The organism is Kitasatospora sp. NPDC093806, assembly GCF_040683335.1.
In the GTDB taxonomy this organism is placed as follows: domain Bacteria; phylum Actinomycetota; class Actinomycetes; order Streptomycetales; family Streptomycetaceae; genus Kitasatospora.
Genome location: NZ_JBFBDO010000049.1, coordinates 1 through 16,854 on the forward strand (window position 1 = coordinate 1; position 16,854 = coordinate 16,854).

Here is a 16,854-nt window from a genome sequence, read left to right on the forward strand (position 1 = left end):
GGACGGGCCGCCGCTGCTCGGCGCGCTCCGGCTCCCGGAGGCGGGCGCCGGGCAGCCGGGCGGCCAGAGCGTCGACGGTGGCGCGGTGGAGCGGCGCCAGCCGGAACAGCCCACCGGTGAGCGCGACCAGGGGTGCCGGGAGGCCCGCGCCGTCGGCCGCCGCGGCGGCCGCACCCGCGATCTCCTCCCCCGCCCGCCGGAACAGCCCGGCGGCCACCGGGCAGCCCTCCTCGGCCGCCGCCCCCACGTCCGGGGCGAACGCGGCGAGCAGCGCGGCCCGGTCCGGGCGCGGCTGCAGGGCCGCCGGCAGGCCGGTCACCGGGCCGTAGCGCCGTTCGGCGGCCGCCAGCAGGGCGCGGGAGCCGCCGGGCCGGCCGTCGAAGGCGCGCAGCGCCGCGTCCAGCCCGGCCCGGCCGAGCCAGGCACCGCTGCCGCAGTCGCCGAGCAGCTGCCCCCAGCCGTCGGCGCGCCGCCAGCCGGTACCGGGGCCGAGGCCGATCGCCACCAGCCCCGTCCCGCCGGCCACGGTCACCCCGGCGGCCGACCCCAGGGCGCCCGCGTAGGCCGCGATCGCGTCCCCGGCGAGCACCAGGCACCGGGCCCCGGTGGCCCGGGCGAGCGGGCCGGGCAGCCGGGCGGCCAGGTCGCGCCCGAGCAGCGCCATGCCAGCGGCACCGACCGCGACCGCGTCGATCCCGGCCCCCTCCGGCAGGTCGGCGACCAGCGACTCCAGCGCGGGCAGCAGCCGCCCGAGCAGCACCTCGGCGTCCTGCCCGCCCGCCCCGGCCACCTCGACCGTCCGCGCCCCGGCGGGCCACCCGCCGGGCGCTACAGCAACCCGCACCCCCGAGCCACCCACGTCGACGCCCGCCACCCAAGCACCCGTCATGCCGTCCGCCTCCCGCCGCTTGCCGTTCATACCATCCTCGGCCGGTGCCTCCTCCCTCATGCGCGTGAACGGCCGCCGTCGTCCGAGGACGGCGGCGGCCGAGTGGAGCGGGTCCTGATCAGGTATCAGCGCGTCAGCGGATCAGCGGACGAGGGTGGTGACGGTGAGGCCCGGGGCGGAGCGGATCTCGGCCTCGGTGAAGCGTTCGGTCACCCACTGCTTGCGGGCGTAGCGGCGGGTCTGGTCGGTGTAGTACGGAGAGGTCGGGTCGGCGGACTGCCCGTAGGTGAGCAGGGTGCGGGTGCGCGGCCCCCGGTCGGTCAGTTCGGTGGCCATCAGGAAACTGGAGCCGTGCGGGACGCTCCGGAGGTCGGCCGGGTAGGTGCCACCGCCCCCGCCCGAGTTCGGCCCGGCGGTGAGCACGTTGAAGCAGCCGATCCAGCCGGAGCAGCCGTGCAGCGGGATGCCCGCCCAGCGCTGGACCAGGCCGATCGGGGCGTCCACCGGCAGTCCGCGGGCCGCCACGGCGCGCACCGCGTCGGCCAGCGCGCGCTGGGCGGCGGGGTCGCCGGCCGCGATCCCGCGCGGCGTGGTCAGCGGCTGGGCCGGGTCGTAGGGGACGGTCTGCCAGCTCCGGGTGCGGGTGGCGGCCAGCGCCTCGCGGTAGGCCACCCACAGCACGGTGCCCCGGCTGTCGGCGTCGGCCCGGGTGTCCCAGGCGGCGAGCGTGTCGCATGCGGCGCGCACGTCGACCGCGGTGCCGTCGCTCGCGGTGAGGTCGGGGTGGGCGCGGCAGAGGGCGACGGCGTCGGCGCGGTCGAGTTCGGCGCTCTGGACCCGGTTGCCGAACATGGTCGCCTGGAGGGTGGCGAGGGTGAAGCCGGGGACGCCCAGGCCGTCGGCGCCGGACCGGCGGTCGGCGATCATGCGCAGGCTCAGCTGCGGCCGCGCCGCGAGCTCTGGCCGGGTGTTGTAGATGGCGGGCAGGCCGGTGAGCGGCGCGTCCGCGTTGGTCAGGTACGGGCCGTTGTTGGCGTTGGCCACGTAGTCGGTGCGGCTGAGCTTCGGGTGGTTGGCCGGGCCGAACACGCCCGGGAGCAGCGCGTCCGGGTCGCTGCCGGGGTCGCACGCGGTGGTGGATCCGTCCAGGACGCCCTCGACCGGGGCGTCCGGCACGACGCAGCGCCCGAGTTGGGCGTCGGTGAGGTGCGGGACGGCGGAGGAGTCGGTGAAGTAGGTGGTCCCGCTGGTGTCGACGGCCGTGGTGTAGACCCACGGGGCGCCCTGGTAGGTGCGCTGGGCCTGCCGCAGCTGGTCGAGGTTCTGGGCCCGGCCCATCGCCATCCACTCGTTGAGCGAGCGGAGGTTGTCGGCGTTGGCGTCCCGGACGGTGAACGCGGACTCGGCGGTCCAGCCCTCGCCGAGGACGAAGCCGTGGCGCGAGCGGTAGAGCGTCCGGTCGACGGTGGAGAGGGTGCCGTCGGCGGCCCGGACGGTGACCGGGACGGTCTGCCGGGTCATCTTCTCGACCTTGCCGTCCACCAGGTAGGAGGTCGGGTCGCCGGGGGTGAGCGCCAGCCGGTAGATGCTGGCGTGGTCGGCGTAGCTGGTGGTGTGGGTCCAGGCGAGGCCACGGGTGTGGCCGATCTGGACGAACGGGACGCCGTAGAGCCCGGCTCCGGCGACGTCCAGCTCGCCGGGGATGGTGAGTTGGGCCTGGTAGAACCGCTCCCGGCCGTCCCACTGGAGGTGCGGGTTGGCGAGCAGCAGGCCGTTGCCGTTGCGGGTCGCGTCCCGGCCGATCGCCCAGGCGTTGCTGCCGCGGTCGGTGGCGCCGGGGGTGTCACCGGCCCGGGGCAGCCAGGAGGTCGCCGTCTCTGGAGCAGCCGCTGTCCGTCCGGTGGCGGCTCCCGGCGGTACGGCCGCGCCGACGGCCTTCTTGACGCTGCCGGCCAGGGTGTTGACGTCGAGGACGAGGCTCCAGATGTCGTCGGAGGTGATCGGCCCGACCCAGGCCCCGCCCCGGCAGGACGGGTCCGGCAGGCGGTCGACCCCGGTGTCGCGCAGGTAGCGGTTGTACCCGGCGACGTACCCGTCGACCAACTGCCGCGCCTGGTCGGTCGGCCCGAGCGGCGCGGGCCGGTCGAGCAGCCGCCGGACCGTTCCGGCGCGCAGCAGGCCCTGCTGGTAGGTGTCGCTCACCAGGTTGGGCGGCCCGTCGACGGACAGCCCGTCGGGACCGAAGTAGCGGGACCGCTCCCCGCGCAGGGTGACCACCTGGTCGGCGAGCTGGCAGAGGTTGTCCTGCGCGAAGGCGTACCCGTAGCCGTAACCGAGCCCGGCGTAGTCCCGGGCCAGGACGTGCGGAACGCCGTGCTCGGTCCGCCGGATCTTGGCGGTGTAGCCGCCCCGGTCGGCCCCGGGATCCCCATCAGCCGCCTGCGCCGCCCCTGGCGTGAGCGTCACCACGAGCGCCGAGGTCAGCCCGAACGCGATCGCACCGGAGGCCAACCTGCCGATTAGCGATCGACTTTGACGCTGCTTCACTTTTCTGTTCTCCGTCATACCCCCACGCTGCCGCCGAAGGCAGCCGAAGGTCATCGCCCTGGGGAAGGAATCACCCCTCACCCAAACGGCGTACGCCCCCGAACGATCATCGGGGTCGCCACACCAAGGCAGGCCTTTCCGTTCGGCCATCCCCACGGGCGGGGCTGCGACACTCACCCTTCGCGGCACAGCCTCGCCCGGAGGACCATCCCCACGTGTGCGGGGCCGAGCTGATCGCGGCGGCGTCGGCGGCCAACGCGTCGGGACCATCCCCGCGTGTGCGGGGCCGAGGCTTTCTGAGCTGGGATGTTAGCGGCAGAATCGGGCTGCGGGAATCGGTTGGGGCGGGATCCCCCGGGTCGCTCCGCCCGACGCCCGTCAGCGGTACATGGCGAACCCGCGCGCGTGGGCACTTCGGCCACGGGGGCGGCGTGACTCGTGCAGGTCGAAGCCGTCCGCACGGCGCCCCGGCGCGCGCAGGCGGGCAGGCCCGCCACGGCCACCCGTAAGCCGGCCGCATCCACCGTCTCCGCCGGGTACGACCGGCCGGCGCGGTTCAGTCGGAGTCGCCGTCGTGCTCGTCGCGCGGGCGGATCCGCTGCCCCTTCGCCACCCGGATCGCCTTGTTCAGGCGGAACTTGGTCTCTCCGGCGGACGTCGTGGGGTTGTCGTCGCGGTCCTCGGACGCGTAGCCCGCCATCGCAGCCTGAGCGGCAGCCTCGGCCGCACGGTCAGCCGGGGTTGTTGAGGGGGTGGACTTGCGGAAGATGCCCATGACGGGTCGCTCCTATCAGCGAATGGTGCAGATGACCAGCAGGGTGGCGAGGACCAACACGCCAGCCGCCGAGACGGCGTAGGCGGCCGTCAGGCGCGCGGGGAGTGGCAGGCCCTGGCGGTGCTTCGGCGACGGTGCGGTACTCGGCCTGGCCGTCGTCGATCACCGCGAGCGCCGCCGCGGGCGCTCACCGGCGCGCGTGGGGGGCTCGCAGTCGTGGCCGGACACCAGCTCAGTTCGCTCGTCGACCGTGGTCACTAGGACGCCCTCGACGGGATGTTGCCCGCAGGAGGCGCACGTGCCCGTCGTCCGCACCGACTCCGGCTCGGTGCCGCCGACCGCGCTCACCTGGCCGCCCGGGGCGTGAGGCTCTGGGCGTTGCAGCCGCGGTGGCCCGCGATCCAGTTGGTGATGGGCGTCCGCTCGCCGTCGTAGGTGCCGTACCCGCAGTCGCCACAGACGCGGCAGTACCCGGTCGCTCCGAGTTCCGCCTCGGGCTGTTGGGGGGACGAAATGGTGCGGTCGTCGGTCACTGCTCCTCCTCAGGGGCGGTAGGACGGCAGGCAGGGTGCGCGACGACCAGCCAGCCGAGCCCGGGCAGGTCCGGCAGGTAGACATACCCGTCGGCCACGAGCTCGCCGGCCTCGCCCTCACAGGCGATGCACGCGCGGCCGTCCTTCTGGGCACGGCTGAACGGCATCGGCTCCGGGCGCTGGCTGGTCGTCACGGGCCCAGCATCGGCATCCCCGCAGGCGGCTACCAGGGCCACGGTGAGTACCCACGGTGGAGCGCGACAGGCCGATACGCTCGTGCCACCATCGACCCGGGAGGCCCGTCGTGCCCGCACCGGAACCGCTCCCCGCGCACGTGCTCGCGGACCCCGCCTTCGTCAGCGCGTGCGCGCAGAGAGAGATCGGGGCTGTCTTCCAGCTCGCCCGCCGAGCTGGGCTCGGCCCCGCACAGCTCGCCCGTCGTACCGGCCTGACGACCAGCCGCGTCACGGAGATCATGACCGGCGGCCGGACCGTCTCCAGCATGGACGTCATCGAGCGGATCGCCGACGGCCTGCGCGTCCCTGGGCGCATGCTCGGCCTCGCCGACCGCCCGTGGGAACCCACCCCCGGACCGACCACCTACCGACCTGCAGTCATCCCTGAGACCTGGGAAGTCCTCGACATGGTGTCCCGCTCCACCGCATCCGACGCCGCGCTGACCCACCTGGAGACAGCCGTCGCCGACGTGGCGTACCGCTACCCGGTCACCCCACCGACGGTGTCCGTGCCGATCCTCCAGCGGCAGCTCGTCGGCGTACACGAGATGCTCGACCGACCGCAGGCCCTCGCCGCCCGGCGCCGCGGTGTGCGGATACTAGCCGTCGTCTCCGGTCTGCTCGGCCTCGCCCACCACGACCTCGGCGACCGCAGCCGCAGCGATGCCCACTTCCGACTCGGGGCAGTAGCAGCTGGAGAGGCTGAGGCCGACGACCTGACCGCGTGGCTCCTCACCATGCAGAGCATCGTCGAGTACACCGCCGGACGGCGTGACACGGCCGCCGCCCTCCTGGACCAAGCCGACGCCATCGCCGCCACCGCAGCACCCCGCCGCCGCGCATGGATCGCCGCCAACCACGCTCGCGCCGTCGCCGCCTGGCGAGGCGACCGCACCGCCGCACTGGCCGCGCTCGATCAGGCCGCCCACTACCTCGACCTCGCCGACGAGCCGTGCGCCGCCCTCGACTTCTTCACCAGCCCGCGTCTCGACGGGCTCGCTGGCGAGACGTACGCCCACCTCGGTGAGCACGAGGCCGCCAGCCGCCTCCTGGAGACAGCCATCGCCGCCCGCGCCGAGGTCGACGTCAAGGGCCGGGCGGTGCTCACCCTCGACCTCGCCGAGGTGCAGCTGGGGCAGGGTGCTCTCGACGCCGCGTGCGCCACCGCGCAGGCCGCCCTCGACTTAGCCGGCGCCACCGTCGTCCAGCCGCTCCTGCTTCGGGCCCGCGCTCTTCAGCAGGCCCTCGCCCCGTGGGCGGCGGAGAGGCCTGTGCGGGAGCTTGTGGCGCGCGTGAGAGAGTCGAGCCAGCAGCTTGCACGTGCGTGAGGAGGCCCCGGTGACGGCAGCGGAGTGGCAGGTCTACGGCCGACGACAGGTGTATGGGTCGCCTTGGGTGGAACTGTGGTTGGACGACGTGGACATCCCCGGTATCGGCCGGATTGAGCACCACGTCGTCCGCATGCCCCGGGCCTCCACCACAGCTGTCGTCACCGACGACCAAGGCCGCTTCCTCCTCATTTACCGGCACCGATTCATCACCGGCCGGTGGGGCTGGGAGGTTCCGGCCGGCTGGGCTGACCCTGGTGAGGAGCCCGCCGCTGCGATCGCCCGAGAGGTCGAGGAGGAGACTGGCTGGCGTCCCGGCCGCGTGGAACTGATGACGGAGTACGACGCCATGGCGGGCATCAGCGACGCCCACTTCCGCTCGTACCACGTCACTGGCTGCACCCGGATCGGCGAGCCGGAGGACATCTCCGAGGCGGCCCGGGTGGAGTGGGTGCCGGAGGCCGAGGTAGTCAAGCTACTCGTCGGCGGTCAGGTCTCCGACGGTCCGTCGCACGCGGCGCTCTCCTACTACCTCGGTCCCCACCAGCTCGCCAGAGTCGGCCGCTGACCTGGCGCCATCCCCGCGCGGGAGGCCGAGCTGTCCGCAGTGTAGACGCCCTGGGCGAAGGCCGGACCATCCCCGCGCGTACGGGGCCGAGTCGGCCGGCAGATCGACATGTACGGCCAGTGGGGGACCATCCCCGCGTGTGCGGGGCCGAGTTTCCGTTGCCCTTCTATACGTCATCCCAGAAGGGGCCATCCCCGCGTGTGCGGGGCCGAGCGGGCACGTGATCACGCTAGGTGTGTGGGCTAGGGGCCATCCCCGCGTGTGCGGGGCCGAGGCTTTCTGAGCTGGGATGTTAGTAGCGGAAGTGGGCTGCGGGAATCGGTTGGGGTGCTCCTGCCCGCGCCCGCTACTGGTACGCCGCGAACCCGCGTGCGCGTGGGCGCTTCGGCCACCAGGGGCGGCTTGACTCGTGCAGGTCGAAGCCGTCCGAGCGGCGCACGGTGACCCGGCGCGTGCGGGCGGGCAGGACCGCCACCGACAGCCGTAGGCCGGCCGCGTCCACCGTATCGACGGGGTATGACCGGCCGGTGCGATCCGTGACCACCCAGGGGCTTCCCGGGGCGTCCGGGCCGGCGCAGGCCACGACGACCGGTTCGCGTTTGGCCCGCGCGATCAGTGCCGACGGCCCGCCGCCGTCCCGGAAGATGCCGCGGACCCGGTGCTCGCTCCCCCGCACGCGAATGGTCACCAGCACCCGTCCGTCCGGCAGTCGCTCGGCCTCGGCCGCCCACGCCCGTTCCGTCATCGCCCCTCCCCCGGCCATCGTTTCACCCTGTCCCCGTGATCACGGGGCCGACAACGTCCTGGAGTTCGTCACCGACTGACCCCTGGGGCCATCCCCGGCACGCGGGGCCGAGTCCTCCGTCTCCGGGTCCAGGTCCTCCCACAGCGGAGCATCCCCGCGGGGCGAGGCCATGGCCGTGCACAGGAAGTCGGACGGGCCGACTTCCTGCGCACACGCTACCCGGGTCAGGGCTTCGGGTGGGGGGTGGGGACGAGGCCGGTCTGGTAGGCGAGGGCGACGAGTTGGGCGCGGTCGCGGGCGTCGAGCTTGGCCATGGCGCGGTGGATGTGGGTGCGGATGGTGAAGGGGCTGACGTACATCCGGGCGGCGATCTCCTCGTTGCTGAGGCCGGTCGCGGCCATCGCCATCACCTCGCGTTCGCGGGCGGTGAGGCCGGCGAGGCGTTCGGGGGCGGCGGTGGGGGCCTGGGGCGCCGCGGGCTGGGCGAGGAGCTGGTCGATGACGGCGCGGGTGGCGGCGGGTGAGAGGAGGGGGTCGCCGGCGGCGACGCGGCGGATGGCGGCGAGGAGTTCGGTCGGTTCGGCGTCCTTGCCGAGGAAGCCGCCGGCGCCGGCGCGCAGGGCCTGGGCGACGTACTCGTCGATCTCGAAGGTGGTGAGGATGAGGACGCGGGTGCCGGCGAGTTCGGGGTCGCCGCAGATGGCGGCGGTGGCGGAGAGGCCGTCGACGCCGGGCATCCGGATGTCCATCAGGACGACGTCGGGGCGGGTCGCCTTCGCCAGTTCGACGGCCTCCCGGCCGTCGGCGGCCTCGCCGACCACCTGCATGTCGTCCTCGGCGTCGATGAGGACGCGGAAGGCGCCGCGGAGCAGGGTCTGGTCGTCGGCGAGCAGTACTCGGATGGTCACGCGGGTTCCTCTCGGGCGGCGGTGCGCAGGGGCAGTTCGGCGGAGACCAGGAAGCCGCCGCCGGGCCGGCGGTCGGCGGTGAGCCGCCCGCCGACGGCGGCGGCGCGTTCGCGCATGCCGATCAGGCCGAAGCCGGTGGATGCGGAGCTGGTGGATGCGGAGGCGACAGTCGGGGCGGCGGCCGACCGGCCGTTGGCGACGGTGAGCCGGACCCGGCTGCCCGAGTACGTCAGCGTGACCTCGGCCGTGCTGCCGGCGGCGTGCTTGGCCACGTTGGTCAGGGACTCCTGGAGAATGCGAAAGGCGGTGAGGTCGACGCCCGGGGAGAGCGGCTGTGGCTCGCCCTCGACGGTGAGGTGGACGGGCAGGCCGGCCCGTTCGAAGGAGCCGATGAGGTCGGGCAGCCGGTCGAGGCCGGGGGCCGGTTCGAGCGGGGCCTCGGGGTCGTCGGCGCGGCGCAGCAGGCCGACGGTGGCCTTGAGCTCGCGCAGCGCGGAGCCGGTGGCGTCGGTGAGGTGGCTGAGCATCTCGCGGGCCTGGGCGGGGTGGCGGTCGAGCAGGTGGACGGCGATGCCGGCCTGGGCGTTGGCGAGGGCGATGTGGTGGGCGACCACGTCGTGCAGGTCGCGGGCGATCCGGATGCGTTCGTCGGCGACCCGGCGGCGGGCCTCCTCCTCGCGGGTGCGTTCGGCGCGCTCGGCGCGTTCCTCGATCGCGGCGAGGTGGGCACGGCGGTTGCGGACGGAGTCGCCGAAGGCGCCGGGCAGCAGGACCCAGGAGATGACGCCGATCTTGACGCCGAGCGAGGCGTGCGGGTCGTTGATGATCGTGGCGCCGGTGACCAGGACGGCGGAGACGGCGGTCGCGGCGCGCGCGGTGTTGCGGTCGGTGTGGACCGCGAGGAAGTAGAGGGCGGCCAGCAGCGGGACGATCAGGCCGGGGCTGAGCTGGGGGGCGACGAAGCAGATCGCCAGGCCGCAGCCGAGGGTGACGGCGAAGACCGCGTACGGGTGGCGGCGGTGGGCGAGCACGGCGGCGCTGGAGACGACGGCGAGGGTGAGGGCGATCGGGTTCGGCTGGACGTGGTTGCCGAGGCGGTCGACCAGGGTGGTGCCGCCGGAGACGACGAGCACGCCGAGCGCGAGCACCGCGTCGAGCAGGCGGGGGTGGCGGCGGCGGAATCGGCGCAGCCAGGTGTCGGTCATGCTCGGTTCTCCAGCGCGGTACGGGTGGGACGGTCGTACTGCAGATGCAGTAGGCAACAGACAGCAGGACGGTTCGTACTATTTTGACCGGTCCGGACGCCGGACGGCCCCGCCGCGGTCCCGATCGGGTCGGGGCCGCGGCGGGGCCGACGGTCAGACGCCCACCGAGTGCCGGTCCTGCGGGGACGCGGCAGCGGGCGCGCCGGCCGGGACGGCGGCCGGGGCCGCGGTCTGGAGCTTGGCGCCCTCGACGTCGATGTCGGGCAGGATCCGGTCCAGCGGGCGCGGCAGCCACCAGGCGCGGCGGCCGAGCAGGGCCAGGACGGCCGGGACGATCGCCATCCGGACCACGAAGGCGTCGAAGGCGACGGCGGCGGCCAGGCCGAAGCCCATCATCTTGATCATCGGCTCGTCCATGCCGATGAAGCCGGCGAAGACGCTGATCATGATGAGCGCGGCGGCGGTGACGACCCGGGCGTTGTGCCGGAAGCCGGTGACCACGGCCTCGCCGGGCTCCTCGCCGTGGACGTAGGCCTCGCGGATCCGGGTGACCAGGAAGACCTCGTAGTCCATCGCCAGGCCGAAGACCACGCCGACCATGAAGATCGGCATCATGCTCATCACCGGGCCGGTCTGCTCGATCCCGATCAGGTTGGCGAGCCAGCCCCACTGGAAGACCGCGACGACGGCGCCGAGCGCGGCGGCCACCGAGAGCAGGAAGCCGAGGGCCGCCTTGAGCGGGACGAGCACCGAGCGGAAGACCACCAGGAGCAGCACCACGGCGAGGCCGACCACGACCGCGAGGTAGGGCACCAGGGCGTCGGTGAGCTTCTGCGAGACGTCGATGTTCATCGCCGTCGGGCCGCTGACCAGGACGGTCGCGCCGGTCTCGGACTTCAGGCCGGGGGCCTTGTCGCGGATGGCGTGGACCAGCTCGGTGGTCTTGGCGTCGCTCGGACCGGTCGCGGGCACGGCGGTGACCAGGGCGGTGTCCCCGGCCTTGTTGAACGCCGCGGGCAGGACGGTGACCACGCCGGGCAGGCCGGCCACGGTCTTGCCGATCCGGTCGGCGGCGGCCTTGGGGTCGGCCACGCCCTTGGCGTCGACCAGTACGGTCAGCGGGCCGTTGAAGCCGGGGCCGAAGCCCGCCGAGAGCTGGTCGTAGGCGCGGCGCTGGGTGGTGGAGGTGGGCTTGGCCTCGTCGCCGGGCAGGCCGAGCCGCAGGTCCATGGCGGGCAGCGCGAGGACGCCGAGGCCGATCACGCCGCCGAGCAGCACGGCGACGGGGCGGCGCAGCACCAGGCGGGCCCAGCGGGTGCCGCCGTTGGGGCGCGGCGCGGTGACGCCGGGCGCGTCCGGTCCGGCGGCGGCGCGGCCCTTGCCGGGGCGCGCCTTGCGGGGCAGCACCCGGCCGCCGATGAAGCCGAGCAGCGCCGGGACCAGGGTGAGCGCGACCAGGACGGCGATCACGACGGTGCCGGCCGCCGCGAGGCCCATCTTGGCGAGCAGCGGGATGCCCACCACGGAGAGCCCGGCCAGCGCGATGATCACGGTGAGTCCGGCGAACACCACGGCCGAGCCGGCGGTGCCGACGGCCCGCCCGGCGGCTTCCTTGGGCGCGTGGCCCTCCAGGAGTTCGGCGCGGTAGCGGGAGACGATGAACACGGCGTAGTCGATGCCGACCGCGAGGCCGAGCATCATCGCCAGCGTGCTGGTGGTGCTGGACAGGCCGAGGGTGCTGCCGAGCCCGGTGATCAGGGCGATCCCGAGGCCCACCCCGACCACGGCGGTGAGCAGCGGCAGCCCGGCGGCCAGCAGCGAACCGAAGGTGATCACCAGGACGACGGCCGAGATCGCCATGCCGACGGCCTCGGCGGAGCCGCCTGCCTCGGGGCCGGCCATCAGCGCGGTGCCACCGATCTCGACGGTGAGCCCGGCGTCGCGGCCGTGCTGGGCGGCCTGCTCCAGGGCGTCGGTGGCGGCCTTGCTCACCTTGCCGGGCTTCTCGCTGTAGCTGATCGTCGCGTACGCGGTGCTGCCGTCCTGGGAGACGGCGTTGGCCTGGAACGGGCCGACCGCGCCGGTGACCTGCTCGCCGTGGGCGAGCTCGGCGACCGTCTTGTCGACCGCCTGCTGGTTGGCGGCGGCGGTGATCTTCTGCCCGGACGGGGCGACGAAGACGAGACGGGCCGAGGCGCCGTCGGAGGTGGCCCCGGGGAAGCGCTCGTCCATCAGGTCGAAGGCCTTCTGCGCCTCGGTGCCGGGCATCGCGAAGCCGTCGTCGGGCGCGGCCGGCGCCTTGGCGGCCAGCAGCCCGACGGCGGCCAGCAGGGCGACCCAGAGCAGGGTCACCAGCCGGCGCCTGAGGAAGGACCATCGGCCCAGGCGGTAGAGGAAAGTGGCCACGGGAGAGCGGACTCCTTTGGAATGGCGGGCAGGGGCACGGTGGGGGCGGGCGGATCGACCGTCGACCCACGGGCTGGTGGGCCGGTGGACCGGGGGCGCCCGGAGCATGGCCATCCTGCTGCGGCGGGGGCCTCGTCGTCGTCGGCCCTGTGCAGGCATTCCGGGGTACTGCGGACGCAGCAGCGCGCCCCGGACGGAGTAGTGCCGTGCTCGGAGGGCCGGCCCCCGACTCCGACCTGCGGCGGAGGGGCGACCCCGAGGCGGCCGGCCGGGCCGGGTCACCCGTGCGGAGGCGCGGACGGGCCCGGACGGCGCGGGCGACGTAGCGTGATGTGCCTGGCCCGACTGTTTCGTCCGGCCTGGTCAGGTTTGTCGGGAAGATCCCTTATCGGGAGATTCCGCCGCGCAGTGGTGCGGCGGAATGAGCACGCCGGAGGTGGCCCATGGGCGTTCCCGCCGCTCGCATCGTGTTCGACGAGAACGACCGCGCTGCCGTCGCGGACGCGGTGAGCGAGATGCTCGCCACCGGCGCGCTCACCCTCGGTCCGTGGACCGAGCGGTTCGAGCAGTCCTTCGCCACCGAGCACGGCGCCTCGCACGCGGTGGCCGTCGCCAGCGGAACGGCGGCGCTGGAGATCATCCTGCGCACCGTCGACGTCCGCGGCCGCGACGTGGTCATCCCGGCCGTCACCTTCTACGCCACCGCCGGGGCCGTCCTGCACGCCGGCGGCCGGCCGGTGTTCGCCGACGTCGACCCGGCGACCCTCGCCCTGAGCCCCGCCACCCTGGCCGCGGCGCTCACCCCCGACACCGCCGCCGTCGTCCTGGTCCACATCGGCGGGCTGATCACCCCCGAGGTGGACGCCCTGCGCGCGCTCTGCGACGCCCGGGGCGTCCCGCTGATCGAGGACGCCGCCCACGCCCACGGCAGCAGCTACCTGGGGCGCGCCGCCGGCACCTTCGGCCTGGCCGGCGCCTTCTCCTTCTACCCGACCAAGGTCACCACCAGCGGTGAGGGCGGGATGATCCTCACCGAGTCCGCCGAGCTGCGCGACGACGCCCGGATCCACCGCGACCAGGGCAAGGGCTCGTTCGCCACCAACCACCACGTCCGGCTCGGCGCGTCCTGGCGGATGAGCGAGCCGAACGCCGCCATCGGCACGGTGCACCTGCGACGGCTCAAGGAGTTCGTGGAGACCAGGCGCCGGGTCGCCCAGCGCTACGACGCCGCGCTCGCCGCCCTCGCCGCGCAGGGCGGCCTCAGCCCCGTCACCGAGCCGGCCGGCTGCCGCGGCAACTACTACAAGTACGTCGCGCTGCTGCCGGCCGGCGTCGACCGGGCGGCCTTCAAGCGGGCCGTCGCCGAGGAGTACCAGGTGCGGCTCTCCGGCGAGGTCTACGACCTGCCGCTGCACCTGCAGCCGGTGCTGGCCCCGTACCGGCGGACGGAGCTGCCGGTGGCCGAGGACGTCTGCGCCCGGCAGATCTGCCTGCCGGTGCACTCCGACATGACCGAGGACGAGACCGACCTGGTGATCGAGGCGGTCACCGCCGTCCACCGCCGGCTCGCGGGCTGACCGGCCGGACCAGTCGGACCAGTCGGACCAGTCGGCGAGAGAACCCGTCAGGACAAGGAGAGAGAACCGTGCGGATAGCCGTCACCGGGGGATGCGGATTCATCGGCTCACACGTCGTCGACCGGCTCCTGGCCGCCGGGCACGAGGTGCTCGCGGTGGACACCACCGACAAGTACCTCAACCCCGACGCCGACCACGCCCGGATCGACATCCTCGACCTGCCCGCCCTCACCGCCGCCCTGGACGGCTGCGAGGTGGTCTTCCACCTGGCCGCCCAGGCCGACGTCGAACGGGTCGCCGCCGACCCGGTCAGCGCCGTGCGGATCAACATCGACGGCACCGAGACCGTCCTGGAGGCCGCCCGCCGCAACGACCTCAGCCGGACCGTCCTGGCCAGCACGGTCTGGGTGTACGGGGCCGCCCTCACCGAGGCGGGGCTCGACGGACTCGACGGCGAGGAACAGGAGCTCGACGAGCACGTCCCGATCGAGCTGGAGCACAGCGGACACCTGTACGTCGCCACCAAGCTCGCCGCCGAGATGCTCGTGCACAGTTACCGCCAGCTGTACGGGCGGCACTTCACCATCCTCCGGTACGGCATCCCGTACGGCCCGCGGATGCGCGACGAGCTGGTGGTCGCCCGGTTCGTGCAGGCCGCGCTCGCCGGACGGCCGATCACCATCGCCGGCGACGGACGGCAGAGCCGCAACTTCGTCTACGTCGAGGACCTCGCCGACGCCCACGTCCGCGCCCTCTCCCCCGCCGCCGAGGACCAGACCTTCGCCCTGGAGGGGTCGACCGCCGTCTCCGTCCGCGACATCGCCGACACCGTCGACCGCCTGCTCGGCCCGGTCACCATCGAGCACATCGAGGCCCGCACCGCCGACTACGCCGGCCGTCGGATCTCTGCCGCCCAGGCGAAGCGGCTGCTCGGCTGGTCGCCGCGGACCAACTTCGCGGACGGCGTGCACCGCTACGCCGACTGGTACCGGGCCGAGGCGGCGCCGCCCGCCGAACCCCGCCCCGGCGCCTGACCGCGGGACCGGGCGTGCCACACGCGCTGCTGGTCTCCGGCTCGCTCGGCCAGGGCCACGACGTGATGGCCCGGGCCTGCGCCGACTCGCTGGAGGCCCGCGGCTGGTCCACCGCCACGGTCGACGCGATGGCCCTGCTCGGACAGCGCGCGGGCGCCGCCGGGGAGGCCGTCTTCCGGCGGCTGCTCGACCTGCCCGGCGTCTACGACGCGTTCCACTTCTCGGCGCTGCGCCCCGGCACCCGGCTCGCCCTGCTCGCCGACGCGGCGGCGCGGCGCCGGCTGGTCCCGGCCCTGCGGGCGCTGCTCGCGGAGCAGCGGCCGGAGCTGGTGGTATCGGTGTTCGCCACCGCGACCTCGGCCGTCAACCGGCTGCGCGCCGGGCCGGCCGCCTTCCGCCACCTGGTCCTCTGCACCGACGTCACCCCGCACCGCCTCTGGGTCCAGCAGGAGACCGACCTCTTCCTGGTCACCTCCGAGGTCGCCGCCTGCGCGGTCCGCCGCTACCGGCCGAACGCCCCCGTCGCCGTCCTCCCCGCGCCGCTGCGCGCGCCGTTCTACCGCCCGCCCTCCCGGGAGGCCGCCCGAGCCGAGCTGGACCTGCCGGCGGGCGCGCCGTGCGTCCTGCTGATGTCCGGCGCGTGGGGCCTCGGCCCACTGGCCCGCACCGCCGCCGCACTGGCCGACGCCGGCCCGCACGTCCTCGCCGTGGCCGGCCGCAACGCCGAACTCGAACGCCGCCTACGCCAGGCCGCCCACCGCCGCCCGACCCTGCACCCCTTCGGCTGGACCGACCGGATCCCCACCTTGATGGCCGCCGCCGACCTGGTGGTCACCTCCTCCGGCGACACCTGCAGCGAGGCCCGCGCCCTCGGCCGCCGCCTCCTACTCCTCGACGTCGTCCAGGGCCACGGGCGGGACAACCTCCAGCACGAACTGGAACTCGGCCACGCCGACGTCACCAACGCCCACCCCACCGCCGTAGTCCCCTCCGCCCTCGCCGCCCTCACCCGCCCCGCCCCTCCCCCGTCCCCAGGCGCCACGCCGGACGGCTGGCGCACGGGCTTCGCGGCAGCACTACGCCAAGTCGGCCTGCCCTGACCGAACCGACGCGCCCGCCCACCTGCTCCGGATAGCATCGCGGCAGGTGTGGGCGTTGATCAGTCTCACGGTGGTGGCGGATCCCCAGAGCCGGGCTCGTCACTCTTCGTCGAAGTCGTAAGGCGGAATGGTCCATCGCAACACCATTTCGCCCGCCCCATCGGCTTCGAGCGTGACCGGATAGACCTGGTCGGCGTCACGTTCACCGTGGTGCCTGATCGAGTGGTCGCCTTGGTCCCATTCGATGCCGAGCACCTGGCAGCCGCCGACCTCGATCGCACCGACGCGAAGCGGGTGGTGCCACCCGGCCCGCCGGAAGCGATGGAAGTCGGTGTGCTCGTCGATCGAGACCATGAGGCCCTTGCCGTGCAGGCGGTCGCGCCAGGCGGTGAGTTCGGCCGAGCGTGCGGCTGCCTCGGCCAGCGGGAGGTCGAGCCAGCCGTGCGGTCCGTCGACCCCGTACTGCGCGATCCGCTCTCCGCCGAACTGCGCATACGCGTCGTCTGCGTACCGGCCCCAGTAGGTGACGTCGGCGAGCCCGTCGGCCGGCTCGTCGTCCATCCCCCTCCCTGCGTCCAGCCCTGAGGCGTCGCCGATGACCATGCCGCACCGGTCAACGGGCAGGTCCCCGAGCCGCACCGGCACCGATCGGTCCCCGTGCTCGGGCCACGGGATGCCGAGGCTGACCTCCAAGACCGCGATCGTCGGTTCCTCGTCGAACGGAGACGGTGCGGTGCTCGCCCTCACCGCCAACGGCCGGTCTCCGGCTGCCGGGACCGCGACCGCCTCGCACAACCACTCGCGAAGATGGCCTCCCCCCGAGGCAGCGGCCGTTCCGGCACGCTCGGACAGGGGCTGACCCAGTTCCTGCCAGTAATCCATCCACCCGGCCATGCCGAGCACCAACACACCGGATGGTGCATTGACGGATCCCAGATCGATGAAGGTCTCACGCATGCGCCGATTGTGCCTTCCCCGTACGACAGGATTCGGCCCGAGCTGT

The 16,854-nt window shown here is 74.0% G+C and carries 15 protein-coding genes and 1 CRISPR repeat array; of the genes, 5 read left to right on the forward strand and 10 right to left on the reverse strand.

All coding sequences use genetic code 11. The features are described from left to right. The 5 genes from AB0N76_RS22440 to AB0N76_RS22460 all read right to left on the reverse strand — a co-directional run. On the reverse strand, window positions 1-919 hold a 919-nt coding region (locus AB0N76_RS22440), incomplete at its 3' end, for a BadF/BadG/BcrA/BcrD ATPase family protein (RefSeq protein WP_363559514.1). A gap of 111 nt (window positions 920-1,030) precedes the next feature. Next, window positions 1,031-3,400 carry a penicillin acylase family protein gene (locus AB0N76_RS22445; protein WP_363559516.1) on the reverse strand — a complete coding sequence of 790 codons (2,370 nt, stop codon included), beginning with the start codon at window positions 3,398-3,400 and terminating at the stop codon, window positions 1,031-1,033. Window positions 3,401-3,992: 592 nt separating this feature from the next. Next, window positions 3,993-4,211 carry a hypothetical protein gene (locus AB0N76_RS22450; RefSeq protein WP_363559518.1) on the reverse strand — a complete coding sequence of 73 codons (219 nt, stop codon included), beginning with the start codon at window positions 4,209-4,211 and terminating at the stop codon, window positions 3,993-3,995. Window positions 4,212-4,555: 344 nt separating this feature from the next. Continuing rightward, complete coding sequence (locus AB0N76_RS22455) at window positions 4,556-4,744, reverse strand: hypothetical protein (RefSeq protein WP_363559520.1); 189 nt, start codon at window positions 4,742-4,744, stop codon at window positions 4,556-4,558. Next, window positions 4,741-4,938: a hypothetical protein gene (locus tag AB0N76_RS22460; protein ID WP_363559522.1), complete on the reverse strand. Its 198-nt coding sequence runs from the start codon at window positions 4,936-4,938 to the stop codon at window positions 4,741-4,743. The genes AB0N76_RS22455 and AB0N76_RS22460 overlap by 4 nt, the downstream gene beginning before the upstream one ends. Before the next feature lie 110 nt (window positions 4,939-5,048). On the opposite strand from AB0N76_RS22460, the gene AB0N76_RS22465 reads away from it, so the two are divergent. Then, a complete protein-coding gene (locus AB0N76_RS22465; RefSeq protein ID WP_363559524.1) occupies window positions 5,049-6,308 on the forward strand; it encodes a helix-turn-helix transcriptional regulator in 1,260 nt (419 codons plus the stop codon). A gap of 10 nt (window positions 6,309-6,318) precedes the next feature. Then, window positions 6,319-6,876 (forward strand): NUDIX hydrolase, encoded by a 558-nt coding sequence (locus AB0N76_RS22470; RefSeq protein ID WP_363559526.1) that lies wholly within the window; start codon window positions 6,319-6,321, stop codon window positions 6,874-6,876. 7 nt (window positions 6,877-6,883) lie between these two features. Further along, a CRISPR array of direct repeats spans window positions 6,884-7,150; the repeat unit is 25 nt; unit sequence CCATCCCCGCGTGTGCGGGGCCGAG. 72 nt (window positions 7,151-7,222) lie between these two features. Here the strand turns inward: AB0N76_RS22470 and AB0N76_RS22475 are convergent. From AB0N76_RS22475 to AB0N76_RS22490, 4 genes are all read right to left on the reverse strand, one after another. After that, window positions 7,223-7,621 (reverse strand): hypothetical protein, encoded by a 399-nt coding sequence (locus AB0N76_RS22475; RefSeq protein ID WP_363559528.1) that lies wholly within the window; start codon window positions 7,619-7,621, stop codon window positions 7,223-7,225. Between the two features lie 224 nt (window positions 7,622-7,845). Beyond that, on the reverse strand, window positions 7,846-8,529 hold the full coding sequence (locus tag AB0N76_RS22480) for a response regulator transcription factor (RefSeq protein WP_363559530.1): 684 nt from the start codon (window positions 8,527-8,529) through the stop codon (window positions 7,846-7,848). Beyond that, window positions 8,526-9,734 carry a sensor histidine kinase gene (locus AB0N76_RS22485; protein WP_363559532.1) on the reverse strand — a complete coding sequence of 403 codons (1,209 nt, stop codon included), beginning with the start codon at window positions 9,732-9,734 and terminating at the stop codon, window positions 8,526-8,528. The genes AB0N76_RS22480 and AB0N76_RS22485 overlap by 4 nt, the downstream gene beginning before the upstream one ends. A 153-nt stretch (window positions 9,735-9,887) precedes the next feature. Further along, complete coding sequence (locus AB0N76_RS22490; protein ID WP_363559534.1) at window positions 9,888-12,140, reverse strand: MMPL family transporter; 2,253 nt, start codon at window positions 12,138-12,140, stop codon at window positions 9,888-9,890. 443 nt (window positions 12,141-12,583) lie between these two features. Here AB0N76_RS22490 and AB0N76_RS22495 point away from each other — a divergent pair, with 443 nt between their 5' ends. The 3 genes from AB0N76_RS22495 (at window position 12,584) to AB0N76_RS22505 (ending at window position 15,851) form a co-directional block, all read left to right on the forward strand. Further along, window positions 12,584-13,717: a DegT/DnrJ/EryC1/StrS aminotransferase family protein gene (locus AB0N76_RS22495; RefSeq protein ID WP_363559536.1), complete on the forward strand. Its 1,134-nt coding sequence runs from the start codon at window positions 12,584-12,586 to the stop codon at window positions 13,715-13,717. Window positions 13,718-13,785: 68 nt separating this feature from the next. Further along, window positions 13,786-14,751, forward strand: coding sequence for an NAD-dependent epimerase/dehydratase family protein (locus AB0N76_RS22500; protein ID WP_363559538.1), 966 nt, complete (start codon window positions 13,786-13,788; stop codon window positions 14,749-14,751). Window positions 14,752-14,765: 14 nt separating this feature from the next. Beyond that, complete coding sequence (locus AB0N76_RS22505) at window positions 14,766-15,851, forward strand: hypothetical protein (RefSeq protein WP_363559540.1); 1,086 nt, start codon at window positions 14,766-14,768, stop codon at window positions 15,849-15,851. Window positions 15,852-15,950: 99 nt separating this feature from the next. On the opposite strand, the gene AB0N76_RS22510 is transcribed toward AB0N76_RS22505, so the two are convergent. Further along, on the reverse strand, window positions 15,951-16,808 hold the full coding sequence (locus tag AB0N76_RS22510; RefSeq protein WP_363559542.1) for a hypothetical protein: 858 nt from the start codon (window positions 16,806-16,808) through the stop codon (window positions 15,951-15,953). Between the last annotated feature and the right edge of the window lie 46 nt (window positions 16,809-16,854).

What these genes read in the sequence shown, in the direction of transcription:
- AB0N76_RS22495 (WP_363559536.1), top strand. Translation starts at nt 12,584, where the DNA reads ATGGGCGTTCCCGCCGCTCGCATCGTGTTCGACGAGAACGACCGCGCT.
- AB0N76_RS22510 (WP_363559542.1), bottom strand. Translation starts at nt 16,808, where the DNA reads ATGCGTGAGACCTTCATCGATCTGGGATCCGTCAATGCACCATCCGGT.
- AB0N76_RS22485 (WP_363559532.1), bottom strand. Translation starts at nt 9,734, where the DNA reads ATGACCGACACCTGGCTGCGCCGATTCCGCCGCCGCCACCCCCGCCTG.
- AB0N76_RS22475 (WP_363559528.1), bottom strand. Translation starts at nt 7,621, where the DNA reads ATGACGGAACGGGCGTGGGCGGCCGAGGCCGAGCGACTGCCGGACGGA.
- AB0N76_RS22450 (WP_363559518.1), bottom strand. Translation starts at nt 4,211, where the DNA reads ATGGGCATCTTCCGCAAGTCCACCCCCTCAACAACCCCGGCTGACCGT.